General features: G+C 35.0%; 22 protein-coding genes. 11 read left to right on the forward strand and 11 right to left on the reverse strand.

Translation table 11 applies throughout. The annotated features are described in order from the left end of the window. Positions 1-168 precede the first annotated feature (168 nt). From CGC49_RS00075 to dusB, 4 genes are all read left to right on the forward strand, one after another. The gene (locus CGC49_RS00075; RefSeq protein ID WP_042005538.1) at positions 169-1,623 is read left to right on the forward strand and encodes a lipase; all 1,455 of its coding nucleotides are present in this window, start codon (positions 169-171) and stop codon (positions 1,621-1,623) included. An 8-nt stretch (positions 1,624-1,631) separates the two neighbouring features. Then, complete coding sequence (locus CGC49_RS00080) at positions 1,632-3,290, forward strand: MBOAT family protein (RefSeq protein ID WP_042005524.1); 1,659 nt, start codon at positions 1,632-1,634, stop codon at positions 3,288-3,290. 114 nt (positions 3,291-3,404) lie between these two features. Beyond that, positions 3,405-4,145: a 23S rRNA (guanosine(2251)-2'-O)-methyltransferase RlmB gene (gene rlmB, locus CGC49_RS00085; RefSeq protein ID WP_198540639.1), complete on the forward strand. Its 741-nt coding sequence runs from the start codon at positions 3,405-3,407 to the stop codon at positions 4,143-4,145. Positions 4,146-4,151: 6 nt separating this feature from the next. Next, positions 4,152-5,129, forward strand: coding sequence for a tRNA dihydrouridine synthase DusB (dusB, locus tag CGC49_RS00090; protein ID WP_095911573.1), 978 nt, complete (start codon positions 4,152-4,154; stop codon positions 5,127-5,129). 12 nt (positions 5,130-5,141) lie between these two features. Here dusB and coaD read toward each other — a convergent pair whose 3' ends face one another. Next, positions 5,142-5,603, reverse strand: a complete 462-nt coding sequence (gene coaD / locus CGC49_RS00095) for a pantetheine-phosphate adenylyltransferase (protein WP_042005529.1) — start codon at positions 5,601-5,603, stop codon at positions 5,142-5,144. Between the two features lie 64 nt (positions 5,604-5,667). Continuing rightward, positions 5,668-6,648, reverse strand: a complete 981-nt coding sequence (locus CGC49_RS00100; protein WP_095893080.1) for a D-alanine--D-alanine ligase — start codon at positions 6,646-6,648, stop codon at positions 5,668-5,670. Between the two features lie 126 nt (positions 6,649-6,774). Between CGC49_RS00100 and CGC49_RS00105 the strand changes: the two genes are divergently transcribed. Then, positions 6,775-8,175 (forward strand): MATE family efflux transporter, encoded by a 1,401-nt coding sequence (locus CGC49_RS00105; protein ID WP_232745186.1) that lies wholly within the window; start codon positions 6,775-6,777, stop codon positions 8,173-8,175. Positions 8,176-8,177: 2 nt separating this feature from the next. Further along, positions 8,178-8,537 (forward strand): YraN family protein, encoded by a 360-nt coding sequence (locus CGC49_RS00110; protein WP_042005531.1) that lies wholly within the window; start codon positions 8,178-8,180, stop codon positions 8,535-8,537. Positions 8,538-8,556: 19 nt separating this feature from the next. On the opposite strand, the gene CGC49_RS00115 is transcribed toward CGC49_RS00110, so the two are convergent. Further along, the gene (locus CGC49_RS00115; protein ID WP_042005541.1) at positions 8,557-9,801 is read right to left on the reverse strand and encodes an ABC transporter permease; all 1,245 of its coding nucleotides are present in this window, start codon (positions 9,799-9,801) and stop codon (positions 8,557-8,559) included. 76 nt (positions 9,802-9,877) lie between these two features. Here CGC49_RS00115 and purH point away from each other — a divergent pair, with 76 nt between their 5' ends. Then, complete coding sequence (gene purH, locus CGC49_RS00120) at positions 9,878-11,410, forward strand: bifunctional phosphoribosylaminoimidazolecarboxamide formyltransferase/IMP cyclohydrolase (RefSeq protein WP_042005533.1); 1,533 nt, start codon at positions 9,878-9,880, stop codon at positions 11,408-11,410. A 262-nt stretch (positions 11,411-11,672) separates the two neighbouring features. On the opposite strand, the gene CGC49_RS00125 is transcribed toward purH, so the two are convergent. Both CGC49_RS00125 and CGC49_RS00130 read right to left on the reverse strand, forming a co-directional pair. Further along, positions 11,673-12,893 carry a 6-bladed beta-propeller gene (locus tag CGC49_RS00125; protein ID WP_095911574.1) on the reverse strand — a complete coding sequence of 407 codons (1,221 nt, stop codon included), beginning with the start codon at positions 12,891-12,893 and terminating at the stop codon, positions 11,673-11,675. A gap of 95 nt (positions 12,894-12,988) precedes the next feature. Next, a complete protein-coding gene (locus tag CGC49_RS00130) occupies positions 12,989-14,209 on the reverse strand; it encodes a 6-bladed beta-propeller (protein WP_095911575.1) in 1,221 nt (406 codons plus the stop codon). 397 nt (positions 14,210-14,606) lie between these two features. On the opposite strand from CGC49_RS00130, the gene pheS reads away from it, so the two are divergent. Continuing rightward, positions 14,607-15,626, forward strand: a complete 1,020-nt coding sequence (pheS, locus tag CGC49_RS00135) for a phenylalanine--tRNA ligase subunit alpha (RefSeq protein ID WP_198540569.1) — start codon at positions 14,607-14,609, stop codon at positions 15,624-15,626. A gap of 385 nt (positions 15,627-16,011) precedes the next feature. Here the strand turns inward: pheS and CGC49_RS00145 are convergent, their stop codons facing one another. Continuing rightward, a complete protein-coding gene (locus CGC49_RS00145; protein ID WP_232745187.1) occupies positions 16,012-17,208 on the reverse strand; it encodes a M56 family metallopeptidase in 1,197 nt (398 codons plus the stop codon). A 37-nt stretch (positions 17,209-17,245) separates the two neighbouring features. Further along, positions 17,246-17,614 carry a BlaI/MecI/CopY family transcriptional regulator gene (locus tag CGC49_RS00150; protein WP_013998121.1) on the reverse strand — a complete coding sequence of 123 codons (369 nt, stop codon included), beginning with the start codon at positions 17,612-17,614 and terminating at the stop codon, positions 17,246-17,248. A gap of 179 nt (positions 17,615-17,793) precedes the next feature. Here CGC49_RS00150 and CGC49_RS00155 point away from each other — a divergent pair, with 179 nt between their 5' ends. The 3 genes from CGC49_RS00155 (at position 17,794) to guaA (ending at position 20,786) form a co-directional block, all read left to right on the forward strand. Beyond that, entirely contained in the window at positions 17,794-18,720 is a 927-nt protein-coding gene (locus CGC49_RS00155) for an ABC transporter ATP-binding protein (protein WP_095911577.1), read from the forward strand. Positions 18,721-18,765: 45 nt separating this feature from the next. Beyond that, on the forward strand, positions 18,766-18,996 hold the full coding sequence (locus CGC49_RS00160; protein ID WP_042010327.1) for a hypothetical protein: 231 nt from the start codon (positions 18,766-18,768) through the stop codon (positions 18,994-18,996). A 260-nt stretch (positions 18,997-19,256) separates the two neighbouring features. Next, positions 19,257-20,786 (forward strand): glutamine-hydrolyzing GMP synthase, encoded by a 1,530-nt coding sequence (guaA, locus tag CGC49_RS00165; RefSeq protein ID WP_095893088.1) that lies wholly within the window; start codon positions 19,257-19,259, stop codon positions 20,784-20,786. An 84-nt stretch (positions 20,787-20,870) separates the two neighbouring features. Here the strand turns inward: guaA and CGC49_RS00170 are convergent, their stop codons facing one another. The 4 genes from CGC49_RS00170 to CGC49_RS00185 form a co-directional block, all read right to left on the reverse strand. Next, entirely contained in the window at positions 20,871-21,371 is a 501-nt protein-coding gene (locus tag CGC49_RS00170; RefSeq protein ID WP_095912645.1) for a DUF4112 domain-containing protein, read from the reverse strand. Between the two features lie 145 nt (positions 21,372-21,516). After that, positions 21,517-22,080 (reverse strand): NfeD family protein, encoded by a 564-nt coding sequence (locus tag CGC49_RS00175; RefSeq protein WP_042010335.1) that lies wholly within the window; start codon positions 22,078-22,080, stop codon positions 21,517-21,519. Between the two features lie 24 nt (positions 22,081-22,104). Next, positions 22,105-23,763: a DNA repair protein RecN gene (gene recN, locus CGC49_RS00180; protein WP_095911578.1), complete on the reverse strand. Its 1,659-nt coding sequence runs from the start codon at positions 23,761-23,763 to the stop codon at positions 22,105-22,107. Between the two features lie 65 nt (positions 23,764-23,828). Then, positions 23,829-24,710, reverse strand: coding sequence for a DUF4835 family protein (locus tag CGC49_RS00185; protein WP_095911579.1), 882 nt, complete (start codon positions 24,708-24,710; stop codon positions 23,829-23,831). Between the last annotated feature and the right edge of the window lie 87 nt (positions 24,711-24,797).

The following is a 24,797-nucleotide window of genomic DNA, read 5'->3' on the forward strand; positions in this document are numbered from 1 at the left end:
AATTAGAATATCGCTAAAATTGTTATCGGAGGTTTTTTGCTTCAGCACGGTTTGTTTTTCTTAGATGAAAAAACGTTTTACGATAATATTTTTCAAAAAAAAAATAGAAACTGCTTGTAATTTCTTAAAAAATTGTATTTTCGTGGCTTGAATAAAAAAGGAAACAACATGAATCCCAAAAAAATAGTCATATTCATACTAGGAGTGCTTATGACACTCTTTGTGATTACTTTTTTTAGTGAACGCTATTTGACGTTACAAGGGTCTGTAAAAGAAGGAATTGTGTTAGGAAATACAATGATTAAATATCCCACGTCAGATATTTTAATTCGCAACAATCGTAGTGATAATAGCAAAGCCAAGGATATTATTGAGAGCGTTGTTTCTGTTGAAGATACAGAAGTCCTTGCGGTGAAAACCAAAACTACGAGTGATTTGACTACTCCGAAAAAAGAGAAGCCAGAACTCATTACTAATGTTGAAGGCAAGATGTATTATCCTGATAATGTCACTGATTTTATTACACTACTACGCGAAAAATTAAATAAATCCAGCTGTCGGATTATACATTATGGTGATTCACAGATTGAAGGTGATCGCATTACTAAATACGTTCGCAATCGATTTCAAAATGCTTTTGGTGGAGGAGGGCCAGGTTTTATTCCAATTAAGGTTGTTTACTCACAAACCAGTGTAAACATAAGTACGAGTGAAAATTGGTTGCGCTTTGCCTCGTTTGACCGAAATCGAAAATCAAAAGTACCCCACGAAAAATACGGTTTGTTTGCTACTTTTTCAAGATTTACAAGTTATGATGCAGACACCACCAGCGTCAAAAAAGCACACTTTGTGGTCAAACCTTTTGGAAATGTGTACAAACGCTTACAAACTTACACTAAGTTTGGTTTACATTACGGAAACAATACCCACGAAGTTAAGATTACTGTCTATGAAAATGGGAAACTGTTGAAGGAGGATTTTCTCAAAACAGATGGAAAATATCATAATTTTCAACTGAATTTTGCGAATACTCCAAAGGAAATCAGAGTGGAGTTAGAAGGCAAGTTTAGTCCTGATTTTTATGGAATTACTTTGGATAGGGATACAGGTGTTAGTATGGACAATGTCGCTATGCGTGGCGAGGCTGGACGTGTGTTTACTCGATTGAACCGAGAGAATTTCGAACAAATGTCAGCCGACCGAAAAGCGGATATATTCATCTTTCAATATGGAGGAAACACTATTCCGTATATTCGCAAAGATAAACAGGTTACGGACTATGCACACTCTCTTATTCAAAATATAAAATGGGTGAAACGCAGTAATCCGGATGCTATTTTTATAGTTATAGGGCCCAGTGATATGTCTACTTCCGAAAATGGGAAAATGGTGACTTATCCGTTTTTACCAAAGTTGAATGAGGAAATGAAGAAAAAGTGCTTAGAAAATGGCGTTGCCTTTTGGAGTATTTACGAGGCTATGGGAGGTGAAAACTCAATGCCGATTTGGGTATCGGAAAATTTGGCATCGTCCGACTATGTACATTTGAAACCTAAGGGAACGCAACGCATCTCTGAATTATTCTTCAACTCTTTGTATGAGAATATTTTAGCAATTGAATAGATTTTAGTATGGATTTTATTCAAAATATATTTACATTTGATGAAAATCATCCGTTAAATTTTGTCCGAATTGATTTTTGGATATTTTTTGCTATTGTCTATGCTATTTTCACCGTGATTTACCGCCGAAGACGAATGAGAAATCTGTTTTTGCTCTTCGCAAGTATGTATTTCTACTTCAAAGCCAGTGGTTTATTTGTTCTGTTGTTGGTTTTTAGTACCATAACTGATTTTTATTTAGGAAATTATATCTATCAGCAGACAGAAGAACGCAAACGAAAAATAGCTGTTACCATCAGTATAATCTTGAATTTATTCGTTTTATCTTATTTCAAGTATGCATATTTCTTAACCGATACTCATAATACACTTTTCAATACTCAATATGAGGTGTTTAACTATCTGGCATATTGGGCAAATGGCTTTGATTCAGAGGGTTACTTCCGTGTCAGTACCATTATTTTGCCTGTCGGAATTTCGTTTTATACCTTTCAAACAATTAGTTATACCGTTGATATTTACCGAAAGAAAATAGCTCCGTTAAAATACATTCTTGATTTTGGCTTGTATGTCAGTTTTTTTCCACAATTAGTAGCAGGGCCAATCGTGAGAGCTGAAAATTTTGTACCTCAAATTACAAAGAAAACAGTTATCACCAATGAAGCGTTCAACAGAGGGATTTATTTGATTCTCAAAGGTCTTGTTAAAAAAATGATTTTTGCCGATTTCATAGCTTTGCATTTTTTGGATCAGGTTTTTGACAATCCAACCATGTATTCAGGTTTTACGAATATAATGGCAATTATAGGTTATTCTCTCCAAATTTATGGTGACTTTTCGGGTTATACGGACATAGCCATAGGAGTAGCATTGCTTATGGGTTTCCAGCTTCCGGTAAACTTTAATTCGCCTTACAAGGCTATTAACTGTGGAGATTTCTGGAAACGTTGGCACATTTCATTGTCCACATGGTTGCGTGATTATTTGTATATTCCTTTAGGAGGAAACCGAAAAAGTTCCGTAGGAACGTTTATCATCTCCTTAATTTTCATTGTGGGAGTGGTGGTTGCCATGAATAGCTTTTGGTTTTCAATCATTATGGGAGTCTTGCTTATAGGAGGCTCCTTATTGTCCTTTTACAGTAAGAGTTTTGAACGACACGTAATTACAAACATCAACATAATGCTCACAATGCTCATCGGGGGGTTGTGGCACGGAGCTTCGTGGAAGTACGTAATTTGGGGAGGTTTGAATGGATTGGGTGTAGTGGCATACAAATATTGGAGAAAGGTAAGTCCGTACGAGCAATCTACCCATTGGTTAGCAACTGTTTGGAAAATAGGATTTACTTTTGCTTTTATTACTTTCACACGGGTTTTCTTTCGTGGGAAGGATATGCAATCTATTGGAGAATGGTTTAGCCAAGTAGCTAATGATATGCAATGGGGGATGGCTTTTGACGTACTGTGGCATTATAAATCCGTGTTTACGGTTATGCTTATAGGCTATATAGTTCATTGGTTACCAAATCGTTGGAAGGATGAAATAGAGCATATTTTTTCTGAGAGTCATATCGTTGTGAAAGCTGGGATTGCTGTTGTAACAGTGATTATGTGTTATCAGGCCTACTCTTCGGATTTTCAGCCTTTTATCTATTTTCAATTTTAATGAACGAATAATTAATAATTACGAATTGCGAATTACGATAACGAACCTTAAACCTTAAACCTTAAACCTTGAATCTTGAATCTTAAACAATTAAAAATCTCTCAATACACAATGATGGACAAAGACTATCAAATATTTGGCATTCGTGCCGTGATTGAAGCTATTACAGCAGGAAAAACCGTTGATAAGGTTTTCGTACAGAAGGGTTTAAAAGGTAGTTTGTTTCAAGAGTTGCAAGTTTTATTGCAGAAGGAACAGATTATGATTTCGTATGTTCCCGTAGAAAAACTAAATCGTTTGACGAAAAAAAATCACCAAGGAGTGGTAGCTAATGTGTCACCTGTGGAATATCACGATTTTGAGAATTTAGTTATTAATACCATTGAAAGTGGAGTAACACCATTATTTTTGGTATTAGACCATCTGTCTGATGTCCGTAATTTTGGAGCTATTATCCGAACTGCTGAATGTACAGGGGTTTCAGGGATTATCATTCCTAAGAGAGGAAGCGTTTCTGTTACGGCGGATACGGTCAAAACTTCTGCAGGAGCAGTATTCAAAGTGCCTATATGTAAGGTTGATAACCTCCGTGATGCGATTTATTACCTACAAGGAAGTGGCATTAAAACAGTTGTAGCTACTGAGAAAACAGATCAGCAAATCTATGATGTCACAATGACCGAGCCATTAGCAATCATTATGGGAGCAGAAGATGTAGGAGTATCACCAGCATTGTTAAAATTGTCAGATGAAAAGGCAAAACTTCCCATGTTGGGCGATATAAGTTCGTTGAATGTTTCGGTGGCTTGTGGAGTATTTTTGTATGAAGTGGTACGACAACGATTGACAAAATAGAGGATTATGGTAAAAATTGGCAATATAGAGTTAGGCGAATTTCCGTTGTTGTTAGCTCCAATGGAGGATGTTAGTGATCCACCATTCCGTAGGTTATGTAAAATTCACGGAGCAGATATGCTTTACAGCGAATTCATTTCTTCTGAAGGATTGATTCGTGATGCGATTAAAAGCAGACAAAAATTGGATATTTTTGACTATGAGCGTCCCGTAGGTATTCAAATTTTTGGAGGTGACGAAGAGGCGATGGCTCTTTCTGCTAAAATTGTAGAAGCTGTTCAACCCGATGTGTTGGATATCAACTTCGGTTGCCCTGTGAAAAAAGTTGTTTCAAAAGGAGCAGGGGCAGGGGTTTTGAAGGATATTGACCTGATGGTACGTCTTACAAAAGCGGTTGTTAATAGTACAAAATTGCCTGTGACGGTGAAAACTCGTTTGGGGTGGGATGAAGCCTCTATCAACATAGATGAAGTTGTGGAACGATTGCAAGATGTTGGAGTTCAGGCAATTTCAATTCATGCTCGTACACGTTCACAACTCTACAAAGGACACTCCGATTGGACTCATATTGCTCGAATTAAAGAGAATTCACGAGTAAAGATTCCTATTTTTGGAAATGGAGATATCGACAGCCCCGAAAAAGCACTCGAGTACCGCCAAAAATTTGGAGTTGATGGCATCATGATAGGTCGTGCAGCAATCGGTTATCCTTGGATTTTCAATGAGATAAAGCATTATTTTAGTACAGGCAAAAATTTGTCAGCTCCTACTATTATCGATCGAGTACAAGCTGTAAAGAAACATCTTACATGGGCGTCGGAATGGAAAGGCGAACGGCAAGGAGTGTTAGAAATGCGTCGCCATTATGCCAACTACTTTCGTGGAATTCCTAATTTCAAAGAATACCGTCAAAAGATGGTAACTTTGGATTCTCTTTCGGAGATTTTGGCTGTATTAGAGGAAGTTGCAGAAAAAATGGGATAGCGTTAGAAAATGCTATTTTGGATTAACAACTACGCTGCTAGGTACTAAAACGGTGTAATCTCCATTGTTCCGAATCACATCCCGAACTATAGATGATGAAATGTAGGACGTGCTTGAAGCTGTAAGTAGAAAAACGGTTTCGATTTTCGATAACTTACGATTAGTATGAGCTATAGCTTTTTCAAATTCAAAGTCAGCTGGATTTCTCAGCCCTCGCAAAATGAACGAAGCTCCAATTTCTTTACAATAATCTACCGTAAGTCCTTGATAAGTAGTCACTTTAACCTTAGGTTTGTCGGCAAAGGCTTTTTCGATAAAGGTTTTACGTTCCTCTATTGAGAACATATAATTTTTATCGTTATTCACTCCAATAGCAACGACAATCTCATCAAATAGATCCAACGCACGGCAAACAATGTCGTAATGCCCTAAGGTGATCGGGTCAAATGATCCAGGGAATAATGCTCTTTTCATGCTCTTTATATGTTATCGTTTTAAGTATATTTTTATTCGGTTACTAAGAGAAATATTTTGTTAATCAGTTACTTAAGGCAGAATTAATCTCTGAGTCTAATAAGTCTGAAAAATTTAATCCTTTGTGAGCTACCTGCTGTGGGAAAATACTCTGTGGTGATAGTCCAGGGTTGGTGTTTATTTCAATAAAATGAGGAATATTATCCATGATGATATAATCAATCCGTGAGAACCCTTTCATATTCAGAATATCATATATTTTTATAGTCAGTCCATCAATGCGTTCTATAAGTTCATTGCTGAGTAGAGCAGGGGTAATTTCCTTTGATTTTCCAAGATATTTCGCCTCATAATCAAAGAAATCATTTTCAGAGATAATTTCGGTATGTCCCATAACGGTGGTTTTTCCATTTAGACGCATCACACCTACAGATATTTCGCGTCCACTAAGAAAAGATTCAATCAAGATTTCATCATCTACCTGAAAAGCATTGAGTAAAGCCTCTTCAAATTCAGCGGAGGTACGCACTTTGGAAACCCCTAAACTGCTCCCTGATCGATTTGCTTTTACAAATAAAGGTAGTCCTAATTCCTTAGAAATCAGATTGAAATCTAATTTATCTTTTTTCGATGCATAGATTGATTTTGCTTTCGGGATGTTGAATTTAGCCAAAACGGAGAGAGTATCGCGTTTGTTGAATGTCAATGCCGATTGATAAAAATCGCAACCTGTGTAGGGAATTCCTATCAGTTTCCAATAGGCTTGGAGCTGTCCATCTTCGCCAGGAGTACCATGGATTGTATTGACGACAAGGTCAAAGGTTATTTTTTCACCGTCCTTAGTAGCCGAAAAATCTCCCTTGTTGATAGAAAATGATTTGCCTCCCGATTTGTCTATCAAAAACCAACCTTCGTTGAGAATATGTACCTCAAAAACTTCGTATTTTTCCTTATCCAAATTCTGTAAAATCAGTTGCCCACTTTTGAGAGAAACACCGCATTCCCCTGAGTATCCTCCCATTACTACTGCAATTTTCTTTTTCATTGATTCGAAATATTTTCAGCCAAAGATATAGGTTTTTGTTGAAATAGCGAACTCATAAGAACATTTTTTTCGTGGTTGATAAAAATAGTTTCTGTATCTTTGTCCCTTGTTAAAAAAATAGAGATTGTGATATTCCATAAACTTTTGAACTACACAAAAGAATTTAAACAGAATTTAATCATTGCTTACCCTGTTATATTAGGGATGTTAGGGCACGTTTTTGTTGGATTTATCGACAATGTAATGGTCGGTAAAGTGGGCGTTACAGAGTTGGCTGCAGTGGCATTGGGAAATAGTGCTATTTTCATTGCTATGTCTTTTGGGATAGGTTTCTCCACAGCACTTACGCCCTTAGTTGCGAAAGCTGATGGAGAAGGTGATAAAGAGGAAGTAAAATCGATTCTAAAACACGGTATTTTACTCAATAGTGTTTTGTGTTTTTTCCTATTTTTACTCTTGTTTTTCGCTGAGCCTTTGATGTATTTAACAGGACAACCTGAGAATGTGGTTAAACTTGCTGTTCCTTACACTTTTTTGGTGGCTTTTTCTCTTATTCCACTTGGATTTTTTATGGCATACAAGCAATTTGCTGATGGTCTGTCCCTGACTAAATATGCCATGTATGTCACTCTTATAGGTAATATTATTAATATAATTTTCAATTATATATTCATTTATGGAAAACTTGGGATGCCTGCCTTAGGAGTTATAGGAGCAGGAGTTGGGACACTTGTTTCACGATTTTTAATGCCCATATTACTTTGGTGGATGTTAAAAAAGATAAAACAGACAAAAGAGTATGTTGTTGGTTTACAGTGGAATACGTTTGATAGAAAAAATATAAAGAAAATAATCAATATAGGGATTCCTTCTGGGTTACAAATGATTTTTGAGGTAGGCATTTTTACGGCTGCTATTTGGATGAGTGGTATCTTGGGAGAGAAAGAGCTTTCAGCCAATCAAATAGCGTTAAATTTAGCATCAATGACTTTTATGGTTGCTAACGGTTTGGGAGTAACGGCCATGATACGTGTCGGAAATCAATTAGGCACTAAGGATTTTTTTAATTTACGTCGCATAGGTTTATCCGTATTCGTATTGGTACTGTTCACTCAATCTTTTTTTGCATTATTGTTAACTGTTTTTAGAACTTGGTTGCCGACCTTATATTTAGAGATGGATAATTTAGAAAAATTAACGGAGAATGCTTTCGTTATTGGTGAGGCGGCTAAGCTCTTGCTGATTGCAGCTATTTTTCAAATTTCTGACGGATTACAAGTGACCGCTTTGGGGGCATTGCGAGGACTACAAGATGTTAAAGTGCCTATGTATATTACTTTTGTTGCCTACTGGATATTGAGTTTTCCTGTATGCTACTACTTAGGACTGAAGACTGAGTTAGGTACCATGGGGATTTGGATAGGTTTACTTTTCGGACTAACTGTTGCTGCTGTATGGCTACTATGGAGATTTAATATTATTTCTAAACGAATGATTCAGAGAACCTCACCAAAAGATCAAAAATAACTATGGCACAACACAATGATTTTGGAAAGGAAGCCGAGCAAATAGCGGTTGATTTTCTCATCGAAAACGGACACACCATTTTGGCTCAGAATTTCATTTATGCTCACGCTGAAATAGATATTATATCTCTGAAAAACAATATTTTACATATAACAGAGGTTAAAGCCAGAACCTCCGTTGCCTATGGAGAACCAGAGAGTTTTGTCAACAAATCGAAAATTAACTTAGTGGTTAAAGCAGCAAATCAGTATGTTTTAAAAAACGATTTGGATACGGAAGTGCAATTTGATATCATTTCAATAGTAAAGAACCAAACTGGATGCAGTATCAACTATATCGAAGATGCTTTCTATCCATTTTAAATTACTTTTATTCAGTGACTTACATTCCTGTTCTGATAGCTTCCACAGGGTTCAACTGCGAGGCATTCAACGCGGGAATGATTCCTGAAATCAGTCCGACAAGAAACGACACCCCCAAACCAATAATTACATTTTGAACTGATAACACAAAAGTGAGTTCATCGGTTAGTTGAGAAGCGAGAATCGTTCCAAGCCATACAAAAAGCAATCCTAAAAAACCTCCAATCAATGCTAAAAGTACAGCTTCAAACAAAAACTGAAACAGAATGAAATGCTTTTTAGCTCCCAACGATTTTTGTATCCCGATAAGGCTTGTTCTTTCTCGAACGCTTACAAACATTATATTAGCAATTCCGAAACCACCCACCAAAATCGAAAATCCACCAACAATCCACCCTACCAAATTCATCATGCCTATAGTTTGGTCAATCATATCTGTAAAAGAGGACATTTTATTCAGAAAAAAATTATTGATTTCTTCGGGTTTCAAGCCCCTGTATTTTCTAAAACGCTGTACAAGAATATCTTCAAATTCTTGCATATTAACTCCTTTTTTAGGTTTTATGGCAATTCCGCTGGGAACCCCTTGTGTGCCTGTGTTCATAAAACTTCTAACAAAAGTAGAAAGCAAAAATACTTTTTCGTCATTATCACTCACTGAGCCGTATTTTTTCAAAACGCCAATAACCACCATCTTTTTGCTTAAATAACGAACTTCTTTTCCTATAGGATCTTCGTTTTCAAAAAGTTGTTGGGCTATCTGATGTCCCAAAACGATAACCGGAGCTCCTACTCTTGATTCGGATTCAGTCATCAATCGTCCTTTCTCAACTTTAATATCTTCAATTTCTGATATTTCCGAAGTATCTGCTCTTGCAGGAACATTTTCAATGGTTTTTCCTTCGTATTTTATGGAAGAACTTACTCCAAAAATTGCATAAGACATGGCTTCCACATTGGGAATATCTTTTTTTAAAAACTCATACTCCTGATATGTAACCTGTGGAAAATTAAGCCGTTGCCAACGAGGAACATCTGTAGGGCCAAATGAAAACTTCGATACATACATAGAGTTTTTATCCAATCCTGCAAGATTTTCTTGAATGTTTCGATTTAATGAATCCACTGCTGAAAGTACTAAAATAATCAGAAATATTCCAACACTAACACCTAATAAAGATAAAAAAGTACGTAGCTTATTATCTCGTAATGACTTGGTTGCAAAACGGAAACTTTCTTTTAGTAGCTGTAGGTATATAAACATAATTTTTTGATAGAGATGCTTTATTATCTTGTGTAAAAATACTATTTTTGCACCCAAATATAAGACATTTTTTTTAATGAAACCCACAAAACAAGCTAAATCTGCTTTGATTTCTGTTTTCGACAAAACAGGATTAGAACCTATTATTCATAAAATGAATAGTTTAGGGATAACTATGTATTCAACTGGTGGTACAGAATCTTTCATCAGAAATTTAGGCGTAGAGGTGATTCCCGTAGAAACAGTAACGGATTACCCTTCGATTTTTGGAGGAAGAGTAAAAACACTACACCCTAAGATTTTTGGCGGTATTCTTAATCGTCAGGATAATGACAGTGATGTTGCTGAGATGATTCAGTATGCAATTCCTCAAATAGATATTGTTATTGTAGATTTGTATCCATTTGAAAAAACCGTTGCTAGTGGTGCAATTGAAAGTGATATTATTGAAAAGATAGATATTGGAGGTATTTCTCTGATTCGTGCGGCAGCTAAAAATTTTAAAGACGTATTATGTGTAGCTTCGGTGGAGCAGTATCCTGACTTATTGGATATTTTACTAAACTCACACGGAGCCACCACCTTGGAGCAACGCAAAAATTTTGCAGCAAAGGCTTTCCAGGTATCTTCTCATTACGACACAGCTATTTTCAATTATTTCAACCAAACAGAAGAAATTCCTGTACTTAAAATCAGTGAAAATCAAGGGCAGGTACTTCGCTACGGCGAAAACCCACATCAGAAAGGATTTTTCTATGGTGATTTTGATGCTTTATTCGAAAAGTTACATGGTAAAGAATTGTCTTACAATAATTTATTAGATGTAGATGCAGCTGTGAATCTGATTTTGGAATTCAAACATGAGGATCCTACTTTTGCTATTTTGAAGCATAACAATGCTTGTGGTGTTGCTACTCGTAAAAGCATTCAAGAGGCATACGCGGCAGCTTTGGCAGGTGACCCAGTGTCGGCGTTTGGAGGCATATTGATTTCAAACACCAAAATAGATTCTGCAACAGCAAATGACATGAATTCGTTGTTTTTTGAGGTGATCATTGCTCCTTCTTATAGCGATGATGCTTTGGAAATTTTGGAACAGAAAAAAAATCGTATTATATTAGTGCAGAAAGATATAACACTGCCAGAAACTTCTGTTCGCTCGTGTTTGAACGGCTATTTGGTACAAGATAAGGACCTTAGTACAGATAGTTTGGCTGATGTGAAATACGCAACTGAACAGAGGCCAACAGATGGAGCGTTGGAAGATTTGTTCTTCGCTTCAAAAATATGTAAGCATACCAAATCAAATACCATTGTTTTGGCAAAAAATAAACAGTTGTTGGCAAGTGGTACTGGACAAACAAGTAGAGTGGATGCTTTGATGCAGGCCATAGAAAAAGCGAAGCAATTTAAATTCGATTTAAACGGAGCCGTAATGGCGAGTGATGCTTTTTTCCCTTTTCCTGACTGTGTCGAAATTGCTAATAAAGCAGGAATTACAGATGTTATTCAGCCTGGAGGGTCGATTAAAGACCAGTTGAGTATTGATTATTGCAATAGTCACCAGATGGCAATGGTTTTCACAGGAATACGCCATTTTAAGCATTAGACACATGAGGCCTAATTAGAAATCATTACTTGATTAAGGTTTTATTGAAGTTTTTATGACTCTTACTTGTTTAGTTTTTGTTATGAAATACGCTTAAAGTTTCCTATCAAAAATTTTATGATTAACCCTAAATACAGCGTTTTAAGTTTGTATTTAGGGTTTGTTCTTTAATTCTCTGGCGACTAATACAATTTCATCTAAATAATAAACGGGTACTATTTTTCCAAGTTAAAAACAATTGTAGAAATTTGTTTTTCATATCCTAAAACTCTCTCAATTTAAAATATACCAACACGGGATTGTCATCATCTTCCAATAGTTTTATTTTTTCTTTATCTTCTGCTGAGATGATTTTACTATCTTTTAAAAAATCATAGTCTTTGGAACCAGGAATGTATGTGGACACAAAATAATCCTTATACACCGCTTTCGGAAAAGCAATCGGAGGAATTTCTTTTGGATCATAATTAGCATCAGTACCTCCGACCATATTTCCTGTTTTTTTATCCCTGTAAATGACAGTTTGTGATCCTATATAATAATTTTCTAAAAAGAAAATATTTTGGGAAAAAGTTTCAAAATAGTCGCCTATATTGAAGTAATAGTTGTTATTTTGAGTGATGCGGTCAAACTCTTCGAATGTTTTCCCGTAAACATATTTTAGAGGTAATTTTCTATCGTAATCTAATACAAATTCTGTTGTTAATTTGTTTGTTTTTGGTTCATAACTGTAGATAGAATCTGTAAATTCACCTGTAATTTTAAACAAATTATCATTTTTATGTAAGTAAGTGTAAGCGGAAAGAGCTCTTGTTTCTTGGTCTACAGGTAAGGAAACAAAATTCAACTCAAATTTTTTATCCGTTACTAATAATGTGTATTTTTCTTTCTCTTCCAAATGTGTGTTTCCTCCCTGTTGTGATAAGGTTTTAAAAATATAACCATCATCAGTTACTATTAGATTGTTAAACCCTAAAGGGAGTCGTTCCTGTCTAAGAAACTTCCCTTGTTTGTCAAAAAACAACAGAAAAGAATGTTGAAAGGCTACTAATTCATCATTTTTAAAATCGTAATCAATATCGTACAATCGGGAAAGTTCTCCAGGCCCTTGTCCGTGAGAAAATCGTTTTATAAATTTTCCGCTTTTGTCAAAAATGATGATATTCCTACCTTTGAATTTATCCATTATATAAATATATTCCTCCGTAGTTATGATTTTATAAATACCACCAATTAAACTTTTGTTATTGGTTTCCAACGGGATAATTTTTACGTCGCTTACTAAATTTCCAAACTCAAAGTGTTTTTTTCCAAGAAAAGGATTTAAGTCTATTTTCTTGATAGAGTCCATTTTAGGGGTCAATATTTTTGTTTCTTCCAATTGTAGGGAAGCTATTTGTTCTTGGGTATAGCGAGTTTTTTCAGGTGTGTTTTGACAACTATTAAAAAGAAGTACACAAACTAAAAAGCATATTTGTTTCATACGGCGTTTATTTTAAAAAGATTCTTTTTCTAAACAGTTAAATATTATGTTTAACGAAGATAAGTATTATAAACAAACTTCTCAATAAGGAAAAACTAAAACTCTTCCAATTTAAAATATACCAACACGGGATTGTCATCATCTTTTGAATGTTTTATTTTTTCTTTGTCTTCTGCTGAGATGGTTTTACTATCTTTTAAGATTTCATAATCTTCTGAACTTGGAATGTAGGTAGAAACAAAATAATCCTTGTACACGGCTTTGGGAAAAGCTATTGGAGGGATTTCTTTTGGTTTAAGATTAGCGTTATTACCTCCCACCATATTTCCCGTTTTTTTATCACGATATACAACGGTTTTCAGTTCAGTATAGTTATTATGTAAAAAGAAAACATTTTGCGAAAAAGTTTCAAAGTATTCTCCTATGTTAAAATAGTAGTCGTTATTTCGGGTAGCTTTTGTAAACGTTTCAAAAGTTTCTCCATAAAGATACTTACGAGGGACTTTTTTATCGTAATTTAACACAAATTCGGAGGTTAATTCATTTGTTTTGGAGTTATATTTGTAGATGGTATCAGTCATTTGTCCTGTTAAACTGATTAAATCGCCATTTTTGTAAAGATAAGTGTAAGCCGATAGAGCCTTTATTTTTTTTCGTTCAGGAAGGGCAACAAAATTCAATTTAAAATTTTTACTCGCTAGCAATAAGGTGTAATCTCTTTTATCCTCTAAATGAGGATCTCCTCGTTTTGAAAGGGTTTTAAAAATATAACCATCATCAGTTACTACTAAATTGTTAAACCCTAAAGGGAGTCTCTTCTGCCGAAGAAAATTTCCCACTTTATCAAAAAACAACAAAAAAGAATGTTGATAGGCTACTAATTCATCATTTTTAAAATCGTAATCAATATCGTACAATCGGGAAAGTTCTCCAGGCCCTTGTCCGTGAGAAAATCGTTTTATGAATTTTCCATTTCTATCAAAAATCAGAATTCCTCCGTCTTTGAAATTATCCATTATATAAATATATTCCTCCGTAGTTATGATTTTATAAATACCGTCAACCAGACTTTTGTTATTGGTTTCCAACGGGATAATTTTTACTTCGTTTACTAAGTTTCCAAACTCAAATTGTTTTTTCCCAAGAAAAGGATTTAAGTCTATTTTCTTGATAGTTTCTGTTTTTGGGGTAATAATTTTTGTATTTTCAAGTTCTAATAAAACAACTTGTTCCTCTGAGTAACGACCGATTACGTTCGAACTTTGGCAACTTAATAGTAAAAATGACAAGTAACCTATGTAGGTGATGTTTTTCATTTACAATCAGATTAAGATATTGAATAAATTTTGAAATAAGTTTTGTGTAAATTTTAACTTCCTGCAAATGTACAAAATGATATTGAAATATATAAGTGAATTCGTTTATGTACCTGTATTAAATTATGTATTTATTTGATAATTAATATTTTGAATTACTGATGAGATGATGCTTATTAAAAACAAACGAATGAAAATATTTTTATTGTAGGTTCATTTGTAAAGATTGACTGACTGCTACTTTAAATGACGATCAGTTCTCAAGTGTTACTAATATGGTTTATCAAGAGCCTTTGCAAATAGAATCTGTCGAAGTAAAATTTCTATATGACTATTTTCGAATTTGGTAAAAAAACATTACTTTTGCCACCTAACAGAGAGAAAATCTTAACGGATAATGATTGATAAAATTAAAGAGCATATCGCTCAAGTGGAAGCCTTTGTTGGAGCAACAAAGGAAGAGGTAGAACAATTTCGTATCCAGTATTTAGGAAAAAAAGGTGTTTTAAATGACTTTTTTGCAGTGTTTAAAAATGTTCCTAATGAAGAGAAAAAATCATTCGGACAGATTCTAAATGAACTTAAATCCAAGGTAGAATCCAAAGTACAGGCTCTGCATGACAATTTGGAACAACAAAACGAAAGCCAAGGTGTTTGTGGCGATTTGTCCCGTCCCGCTACTCCAATTCAAATCGGGGCACGTCATCCAATTTCATTAGTGAAGAATCAAATTATTGAAATTTTTTCTAACATTGGGTTTAACGTTTCCGAAGGACCTGAAATTGAAGACGATTGGCATAATTTCACGGCATTGAATTTACCTGAATATCACCCTGCTCGTGATATGCAAGATACGTTTTTCATTCAAACCAATCCTGATATTTTGCTCCGTACGCATACTAGTTCGGTACAGGTTCGGTATATGGAAAGCCACCAACCGCCAATTCGTACCATTTCTCCAGGACGTGTATTCAGAAATGAAGCTATTTCGGCACGTTCACACTGTTTGTTCCATCAGGTAGAAGGACTTTACATCGACAAAGACGTATCTTTTGCCGATTTGAAACAAACATTGCTTTATTTCACTAAAGAAATGTTCGGGAAGTCTAAAATTCGTTTGCGTCCGTCGTATTTTCCGTTTACAGAGCCTTCTGCGGAAGTGGATATTTATTGGGGTTTGAATAATGAAATTGATTATCGCATCACCAAAGGAACGGGTTGGCTCGAAATTATGGGTTGTGGAATGGTTGACCCTAATGTATTGAAAAACTGCAATATAAATAGTGAAGAGTACAGCGGTTTTGCTTTCGGAATGGGAGTAGAACGTATAGCGATGTTGCTTTATCAAATTGGAGATATTCGTATGTTTTATGAGAACGATGTCCGTTTTTTAGAGCAGTTCAAAAGTTCTTTTTAACAGAAAATAAATGAAATCGAACATAATACATTTTCTTGTCCGTTTTTTAGGTTTCTTTTTGGTGTTTTTCATCATAAGATATGTCTTTTCAAAAATGGATGGCATCAAAATGGAAAAGTTTTTGTTTTTATGTCTTTTTCTGTGGAGCGGTATTTCTTCTTTGTATTTGATGGCGGAGTCCTACTTTTTACTGACTAAAAAACGAAAAACTAAAGGTTTCATTAGTCTTGGTATAGGTGTTATGACAATTATTTACACTTTAATTGGGTTGAATCTGCTTATAGAAGTGTATTTTATGATAGCTTAAAGTTTATACAATGACTTTACAATAAAAAAGCAAGTCTTAAAAACTTGCTTTTTTGTTTTCATTCACAGAAAAACGACATTACTTTTCTTTGACAGGCACCGGAGGTGGTGGCGGAGGCGGTAATTCCGTACTTTTTTTCATTTTGCCAACCGGTGTTGGAGGAGCAGGAGGCGGTGGTAATTCCTCAGCTTTTTTTACTCTGATAGCAGACGGCGGAGGTGGTGGCGGAGGCGGTAATTGTAAGCCATACTTCTTCGTAAAAGCTTGTCTATCTTCATTATTGGTAATTTGCTCCACAATTTCATTACCTGCTTCATCTGTCAAAACAACAGTCGTTTTTTCTCCTTTTCCGTTAGGAAGACCTACACCTTGCACTTTTATTATTTTATATTTGGTAGATGCTTGTAAGGGAGAAACTTCTTTTTGCTTTTCCACTTCTTGGGCGTAGCTTTTTTGGGCGAAAACCACAAGGAATAGAACACTTGTTGGAATAAGCAACGCCATTTTGCATAAATTACGAAAATGATTTACTTTTGTTTGTAACATAATCAAACGTTTTTTTGTGTTGTAAAAATTGAAATAATTATAAAATGGGACATTTGCAGAAGCAGCTCTTTTGAGTATAAGCATTTGATATTCTGCAATATTTGTGTGTTTAGAAACCACACAAGCATCGGCTAAAAACTCGTGATTGATTCGGATAGCTTTCCCAAACAAATGCACCACAGGGTGAAACCAAAACACGATTTTCAAAAACTCGACAAAAAGTAAATCCAAAGAATGTTTTTGCCGAATGTGGGTCAGTTCGTGTAATAAAACTTTTTGTTCATAGGCGTCTTTTTTATTGATAAAAATGTAATTCCAAAATGAATGGGGTGCACATTCTTCTTCCAAAATCACCAAATAAGCTCCTTGATAAGGTTGTTTAGGATGCTTTTTGATTTTATTGAAGATTTTAAGCAAGTTACGTAAGAATCGAAATAGCATCAGAAATGCGACCGAACCATATAATAATATGATAATCAGATTTGTAAAGTCTTTAGTTTCTGTAATGAGTTGCTCTGTTGTTGGATTTGCGTAAATCGAGGAATTGTTAATTTCTTGTGTAACGGCTGTTTGCTCGAATGTTTTTTCAAATACGGGTTGAAAAGGCATTTCAATGGTAATCAGCGGAAAAACAAACGAAGCTATCAAAGCTAAAAGCAAGAAAAACCGATTGAATATCAGCATTTTTTCTCGTGATAGCAACAAGTGATACAATGTGTAAAAACACATACCACATAATAGCGTTTTGATAAGATACGGTATCATTTTATTCCTTTTTAAGGTTTGAATCTACTATCTTTTTTAATTCTTCCCATTGCTCGGGAGTCATCGAAATTTCCTTTGCAAAAAAGGAAGCAAACTGAAAAGCTGAATTTCCAAAATAATCACTGATAATGGTTTTCATCTTTCGGGAAAAATAGCTGTTTTTAGAAACTTTCGGATAATACTCACGTGAATTTCCCCGCTGATGATACCCAACCATCTGCTTGTCAATCATTCGTTTAAGAAGTGTAGCGATAGTTGTACTTGCCGGTTTTGGGTCAGGATAAGCCTCCAATAAATCTTTCATATAGGCAGTTTGTTTCTGCCATAAATATTCCATAAGCTGTTCTTCTGTATTTGATAATTTTTTCATTTTCTACAAGTTTAGATTTTACACTACAAATGTAGAAATAAATTTTAAATAGAAAAAATTTTCTTCTAACTTTTTTCAAAATATTTTTCATTGCAATAGAAAATTTACTTCTAAATAGTTGATTTTCTGTAAGTATTGTAGTTTTGGTTATTTATTATATATTTGCTTTTTTTTGAAAGATGCTCAAAGTTAATAATATATCATATACCTACGACGGCTTCAATGCTGGTTTTCGCGATATTTCGTTTGAATTGCAACAAGGTGAACATCTGTCCGTTATGGGCGAAAGTGGCAGTGGTAAAAGTACACTGTTGAAAGCTATTTACGGACTTTTTGATTTACAAGAAGGAACCATTTTTTTCAACGAGAATAAGGTGGTAGGTCCTTCACGTCAGTTGGTTCCAGGCTATGAAAAAATGAAGTATTTAGCACAGGATTTTGGTTTGAGTCCGTATCATACTGTGGCAGAGAATATTGGTAAATTCTTGTCTAACATTGATTTAGATTATAAAAAACAACGTGTAAGCGAGTTACTTTCGCTTGTGGAAATGGAACGTTTTTCGGACAGAAAGGCACATTTGCTCAGCGGAGGTGAAAAGCAGCGCATTGGTTTGGCGATGGCTTTGGCACAAGAACCTGAATTGCTGATACTTGATGAGCCTTTCAGCCAAATCGACACTTTTCGCCGTAATAAACTACAACGGACGTTATTTGCTTATTTAAAAGATAAAAATATCAGCTGTATTGTTGCTACGCACGATAGCCGTGAGGCTCTTGCTTTTGCTGATAAAGTACTTATAATGAAAGATGGAATTTCAATAATGTTCGGAAATTTGTTAGATGTTTATCGCCAAAATAAGGATTTTTACACAGCATCACTTTTCGGAGACGTTACTCGATATAGCAGAGAAAATAACGTTTTGTTACTCAAGCCATATGAAATTGAAGTTGTCGAAAAATCAGATTGGGAAGCAATGATATTATCTTCTTATTATCAAGGAGATATGTTTTTAATAACAGCTGTTTCAAATGCCGAACCTGTCTATTTTTACCATAAGAATCCATTAAAAAAAGATGAAAAAGTTTATTTATCAAAAAAGAATTAATATATTTGTACCGAATTAGTTATACTTAAAAAAACATATCTGTATATGAAAGCATTTTTTGAAGCTATCCAATATTTTTTTGAGGAAATTCTGTTTGCTCCATTGGATTTTTTGCGTACGTTGGAACTTGAAAGTTGGTGGGGAGCCAATTTTATGACTTGGACATTTATCCTCATTGGGTTTGTGTTCCTGTTCTATTGGTTGGGGCAATTGAGAAAATACAACAAAAGAAATGACGAACGTAGAGACGTGGTTTCACATTCATTTTTTAAATAATTTTTTGTTGCACTTTTTATTTAGAGGGCTGTCCGAAAAGTTTTGTCTTACACCATTTTGCCATCTTTAATTTCTTGGAAACCTTTATTCACAAGGTTCATAGGGTTCCTCCTTTTAATCGGAATGATAGGATAGCACGGAGATTAACTTTTCAGGCGGTCTTTTTTGCATTTATTACCCATAATATTCGGCGATTTACATTTTTTTGTAATTCTGCCTGAGATTCGGATTATTTTTTAGACTATACATTACATAAATCAATGAATAACAGTGTTTTAATTTTAGATTTCGGTTCGCAGTACACTCAGTTGATTGCTCGTAGAGTACGTGAACTGAATTTTTTTTGTGAGTTACATCCATTCAATCATTTACCTGAAAATTTAGATGATTTTTCAGCGGTAATTCTTTCAGGGTCACCTTATTCGGTGCGAAGTGAAGACGCATTATTACCCGATTTGTCAAAAATCAAAGGTAAAAAACCGTTATTAGCTGTTTGTTACGGAGCTCAATATTTGGCTCATTTCAATGGAGGAAACGTAGCTCCGTCAAATATTCGTGAATATGGACGTGCAAATCTTTCGTTCATTAAGGAAAATGAACCCTTATTTGACGGTATTGCAATAGATAGCCAGGTGTGGATGAGTCACAGTGATACAATTAAAGAATTGCCTACTCGAGGTGTGTGTTTGGCGAGTACTAATGATGTGGTTAATGCTGCTTATCGGATTGATGGGGAACAAACCTATGCTATTCAGTTTCACCCTGAAGTATCACATTCAATTGATGGAAAAAAATTGTTAGAAAATTTCCTTACGAAAATAGCAAAAATTACTCCAACATGGACACCAGATAATTTCGTGGAAATGACCATACAGTCTCTTAAAGAGCAAGTTGGTGATGAAAAAGTGGTTTTAGGGCTTTCAGGAGGCGTTGATTCAACTGTGGCAGCAGTACTGCTTAACAAAGCTATCGGAAATCAACTTCATTGTATTTTTGTAAACAATGGGTTACTTCGTAAAAACGAGTTTGAGAATGTTCTGAAACAATATGAAGGGATGGGATTAAACGTAAAAGGAGTAGATGCTTCGGAACGTTTTTTGACTGCTTTGACAGGAAAGTCAGACCCTGAAGACAAGAGAAAAACCATAGGGCGTGTTTTCATCGAAGTGTTTGATGATGAGTCACATAAAATTGAAGATGCGAAATGGTTAGGGCAGGGGACGATTTACCCTGATGTTATTGAATCGTTATCGGTGAAAGGCCCTTCAGCGACCATAAAATCACATCACAATGTAGGAGGATTACCTGATTTTATGAAATTAAAAGTAGTAGAGCCTTTGCGTATGCTCTTCAAAGATGAGGTACGCCGTGTGGGGAAAACCTTAGGTATTGATGAGGAATTGTTAGGCAGACATCCGTTCCCTGGTCCAGGATTGGCGATTCGTATTTTGGGGGATGTTACCGCTGAAAAAGTGCAAATTTTACAAGAAGTAGATGCCATTTTTATTAACGGTCTCAAAGAACATAATCTCTATGATAAAGTATGGCAAGCAGGAGCCATCTTGTTGCCAATCAATAGTGTAGGTGTTATGGGAGATGAGCGTACGTACGAAAAGGTTGTTGCTTTGCGTGCTGTAGAAAGTGTAGACGGAATGACCGCTGATTGGGTTGATTTGCCGTACACTTTCCTACAAAAAATATCAAATGCAATTATTAACAAGGTGAAAGGCGTCAACCGAGTAGTGTATGACATTAGCTCAAAACCACCTGCAACCATTGAATGGGAATAATTTTTATCCCATTCATGGCAGAGCAATAGTTATATATATTAAACAAATCAAAAGGTTGTCAAAGCAATTTGGCAACCTTTTTAGCTACCCAAAAATCCAGTCGAATAAATCCTTAACAAGAGATAGCACAAAGCCAATCATTATGATAATTAGTACAATAAGCACAATAACGCCAATAGTTGTCCACAAGGCACGACGGTTTACTTTTTTGATGATTTCTTTGTCATCGTTCACAAAGCCGATGACTAAATCGAAATTTTCTTTGTGCGAACGATGAACAAAATCTAATACCATACCCAAATAGGGAATAAGCCCAATCAACACGTCCAAAAGAGAGTTGAAAAGAATAGCGACCGTTAATCGATAAGATCGAATTTTGAATATTGATACATACAAAAATGAAAAACTAAAGAACTGAGTAAAAAAATCTCCAACCACAGGAATCAGTCCGATAATCCCATCAAGGTAGTAGTCATCCATATATTTTTTTGTATACTTGATGATGTTATAATGAACACTATTATCAAGTCTTGAGCGTTTTAACTCTTTGTAGGACTGTAGATTGACTTGTTTTTGTGATTGCATATTTTTGGTGTTCTCAGTCATGTAACTAATTTAAGTGATTGTTTTAAAAAAGTTAATTTTATTAAGTTATATCGTTGAAAAATAGGACAAATCGCCATTTATCGGTTAATTATCGTATTTTTCCTTTTTACATGTTTTAGCACTTTTAGACTTTTTCCACAATGGCCACAGTGTTTTCGATTCCAACGATTTTTACGATAGAATTTGACGGAATCTTATCACCGTCAGTCATTGCTTCAAGCTCTCGGAATGAACCTTTTACGCTGAGAGTTATTTTCCCTTTGCCCGATTTATGAGGTGGAATGGTTAAATAAACTTCTGCAGTTTTGTTTATTATTTCATTGATTTTAAATGAGTTATCTTCGGTGAGTTTCATTAATGCTCTTATGACCAAAAAGAATAGGTAAATGAATAGACAGCCGATAACGACTCCTAATAAAGTTAGAAGAATCTTATTTTCAATAAGTTGGTAAAATGAAATTCCAGTCCAGCTGAAACCTAAGAGAAAGTTAATCAAATTTCGGAATGAAAATAACTGGAATGGGGTATCTTCTCCTTCAAAATCTCCATCAAAGTCCGCATCAATGCCATCTGAGCTTCCCATACCGATGAAAGTCATTACTGTTTGGATTAAAAAGATAACTGATGTTGGAATAGCGATATACCAAAATGTTTTTAGGAATATGTCCATTGAATTAAATAGTTCCATAGAGTTCTGATTTTTAATATGTTATTAACCTTTTTTTAGTAATTCTATTGCATGATTTTTTGCCGATTCACCACTGTTTTTTCCTTCTAACATTTCCGAAAGTTCAATAATTCTCTCATTTTCTGAAAGTTGTTTTAGTTGAGTGGTAGTTTTTCCTTCAATATCTTCCTTAAAAACTTTAAAATGATAATGACCTTTGGCAGCTACTTGTGGCAGGTGTGTTATGGCAAAAACTTGTCGATTTTTACTCATATTTTTCATTATTTCCCCCATTTTTAGAGATATTTCGCCTGAAACGCCTGTATCAATTTCGTCAAACATAATGGTTGGTAATGCTGTATGTTCTGCCATAATAGCTTTCACCGCAAGCATAATTCGCGACAATTCTCCGCCAGAAGCTACTTTTTTTAAAGTTCCAAAATTTCCACCTTTATTAGCTGAAAATAAAAAAGTTAGCTGATCCATTCCGTTGTTTTGATACGTTTGTGTGGACTGTAACTCTATCTGAAAACGTGCATTTGGCATCCCAAGTTCATGCATGAAATTAGTTAGTTTGGTATCTAATTCTGGAATGACCTTTTTGCGTGTTTCGTGCAGTTCCGATGCCTTTTCGATAGTTTCAATTTGTTGATTTTCAACAATATTACGTTGTTCTTCAATTGAACTTTCTATGTTTTCAGTTTGGGAAACGGCTTCTTCCAATTGGGTTTGAATGGCAATAAGTTCATCCACAGTTGAGACCTTGTGCTTTTTTTGTAGGTCGTAAATCAAGTGTAATTGCTGTGATACTTTTTCCAAAGTTTCTGGGTCAGTTTCGATGTTTTCGTCGATGTCAAAGACCTCATTTTGTAAGTCATCCAATTCAATGAAGGCTGATTCAATGCGTTCGAAAATATCACGATACTGTTGTTTGTAGTCGGTGAGTTTTGTGAAAACACGTTTTAATTCACGCAGTTGGTTTACGATACCTACATTTTCGTCGCTCAACAATTGTAAACTTTCTTTTATGTATTCTTTTATTTCCTCGCTATTAGATGCCTCTTCATAGGTTTCTTCCAATTCCTCTTGGATACCTTTTTGCAGAGGAGCGGATTTTAATTCTTTTAGTAGATGAAAATTATAGTCGTATTCTTTATTTGCATTCTTTTGGAAATCAATGAATTCCTGAAGTTTTTTCTGGTTTTTTTTGAGTTTTTCCCACAGGGATACATATTCCGAGATTAGGTGTTTGTTACCAGCAATAGCGTCAATGATATCGAACTGAAAATCTAAATTTCCAATAGAAAGTGTTTGATGTTGCGAATGTATGTCGACTAACACCTCTCCCAATCGGCTAAGAGTATCTAAGGTCACGGGTGAATCGTTAATGAACGCTCTTGATTTGTTCGAGGGTAGAATTTCTCTACGGATGATGGTTTGCGGTTCGTAGTCAATTTCTAAGTCACTAAAAAGAGTCAGAAAGTTGTATTTTTCCAATGAAAATTCGGCTTCAATAACGCATTTTTCTTCTTTATTTCGGAGTGCTGACATGTCGGCTCGTTTCCCAAGCACCAATGAAAGTGCGTCTAATAGTATGGATTTCCCAGCTCCTGTTTCTCCTGTGATGATGATGAACCCTTCAGGGAAATTGATGTGTAAATCATCAATTAAAGCGAAATTTTTTATAGATAGTGCTTTTAGCATGTTTTTATTTTTTTTCGTGAGAATTTGAAATTATGAATTACGTTTTGGATAGTCAGAATTTGCAACTATTTAATCATATTCCATTTAATTGCCTGTGAGGGAGCTACTTTCAGCAGTGATTCTTTCAAAGTTTTGGTGCTGAACATGGTTCCTCCTGAATAGATGGATACAATCTCGTCCGTTTTTGCCCCAAATAGTATGTTCACAGCGTAGGAATTAAGTCGTAGGCTTGGGATTTTTTCAATTTGTAGCAACGCATTTTTTATTTCCTCCTTTGCTTTTTTCTCATCCATATTCATTATGTCTAATCCCAAACGATGATAGGTGTACCAAATTTTATGATAATTTGTGTAATTCTCTGATAATAATTCTTTTATGAGCATCCAACGATTGTTATCCCCATTGTCTGTCCAACCTGCATAGCCACTACTTTGAGCATTTGTTACAACGCTTTGAGCTTGTACAAAATAGGGGTGTCCTCCTGATTCCACGAATGTATTGGCATCAAAACCTAAGATTAAATAAGCATAATATGCCACGATGGAGGTTAAGTTCGATTCAAACGAATTATTGGTAAAAGACAGTGTTTCAAACTCTTGATAACTGAAAGATACATCTTTGTCTTGCAAATTCACTACGGGCGATTGATATGCCGTATTGAAGACAGGGCGAGATGACTGCACAAGCAAACTTCCCTCCATCTGATTGTTCTCATACTTGGTAATTACGAAAGTAAAATTGCATCTAATACGTTCATTATCATGTGTTTTTATGCTTGTCCATGTAGTATTATTGATAAATTCATGCAAAGATTTTTCCAATGTTTTGAAAACATTTCTATTGGAGAGGTTCACCTGTTGGGTGTTTACCGTTACCACAGCATTTAACTCTTGAGCCGAAGTTAAAACGCTGAAAAGCAACGTACAGATATATATTATTTTCTTCATCATGTACACTAATTTCACGCAAATATAAATAAAATTCCGAGAAGATTGAAATTCGGGTTCTTTTTTTGTTTTGTGAAATGAATTCTA

Source organism: Capnocytophaga sp. H4358 (assembly GCF_002302515.1).
Lineage (GTDB): Bacteria > Bacteroidota > Bacteroidia > Flavobacteriales > Flavobacteriaceae > Capnocytophaga > Capnocytophaga canis.

Coding starts and splice junctions, on each gene's coding strand:
- CGC49_RS00170 (WP_095912645.1), bottom strand. CDS start 21,371: ATGCAATCACAAAAACAAGTCAATCTACAGTCCTACAAAGAGTTAAAA.
- guaA (WP_095893088.1), top strand. CDS start 19,257: ATGAATAACAGTGTTTTAATTTTAGATTTCGGTTCGCAGTACACTCAG.
- pheS (WP_198540569.1), top strand. CDS start 14,607: ATGATTGATAAAATTAAAGAGCATATCGCTCAAGTGGAAGCCTTTGTT.
- coaD (WP_042005529.1), bottom strand. CDS start 5,603: ATGAAAAGAGCATTATTCCCTGGATCATTTGACCCGATCACCTTAGGG.
- CGC49_RS00080 (WP_042005524.1), top strand. CDS start 1,632: ATGGATTTTATTCAAAATATATTTACATTTGATGAAAATCATCCGTTA.
- dusB (WP_095911573.1), top strand. CDS start 4,152: ATGGTAAAAATTGGCAATATAGAGTTAGGCGAATTTCCGTTGTTGTTA.
- CGC49_RS00160 (WP_042010327.1), top strand. CDS start 18,766: ATGAAAGCATTTTTTGAAGCTATCCAATATTTTTTTGAGGAAATTCTG.
- CGC49_RS00075 (WP_042005538.1), top strand. CDS start 169: ATGAATCCCAAAAAAATAGTCATATTCATACTAGGAGTGCTTATGACA.
- CGC49_RS00175 (WP_042010335.1), bottom strand. CDS start 22,080: ATGGAACTATTTAATTCAATGGACATATTCCTAAAAACATTTTGGTAT.
- CGC49_RS00155 (WP_095911577.1), top strand. CDS start 17,794: ATGCTCAAAGTTAATAATATATCATATACCTACGACGGCTTCAATGCT.
- CGC49_RS00125 (WP_095911574.1), bottom strand. CDS start 12,893: ATGAAACAAATATGCTTTTTAGTTTGTGTACTTCTTTTTAATAGTTGT.
- recN (WP_095911578.1), bottom strand. CDS start 23,763: ATGCTAAAAGCACTATCTATAAAAAATTTCGCTTTAATTGATGATTTA.
- CGC49_RS00130 (WP_095911575.1), bottom strand. CDS start 14,209: ATGAAAAACATCACCTACATAGGTTACTTGTCATTTTTACTATTAAGT.
- rlmB (WP_198540639.1), top strand. CDS start 3,405: ATGGACAAAGACTATCAAATATTTGGCATTCGTGCCGTGATTGAAGCT.
- purH (WP_042005533.1), top strand. CDS start 9,878: ATGAAACCCACAAAACAAGCTAAATCTGCTTTGATTTCTGTTTTCGAC.
- CGC49_RS00110 (WP_042005531.1), top strand. CDS start 8,178: ATGGCACAACACAATGATTTTGGAAAGGAAGCCGAGCAAATAGCGGTT.
- CGC49_RS00115 (WP_042005541.1), bottom strand. CDS start 9,801: ATGTTTATATACCTACAGCTACTAAAAGAAAGTTTCCGTTTTGCAACC.
- CGC49_RS00145 (WP_232745187.1), bottom strand. CDS start 17,208: ATGTGTTTTTACACATTGTATCACTTGTTGCTATCACGAGAAAAAATG.
- CGC49_RS00100 (WP_095893080.1), bottom strand. CDS start 6,648: ATGAAAAAGAAAATTGCAGTAGTAATGGGAGGATACTCAGGGGAATGC.
- CGC49_RS00150 (WP_013998121.1), bottom strand. CDS start 17,614: ATGAAAAAATTATCAAATACAGAAGAACAGCTTATGGAATATTTATGG.
- CGC49_RS00185 (WP_095911579.1), bottom strand. CDS start 24,710: ATGAAGAAAATAATATATATCTGTACGTTGCTTTTCAGCGTTTTAACT.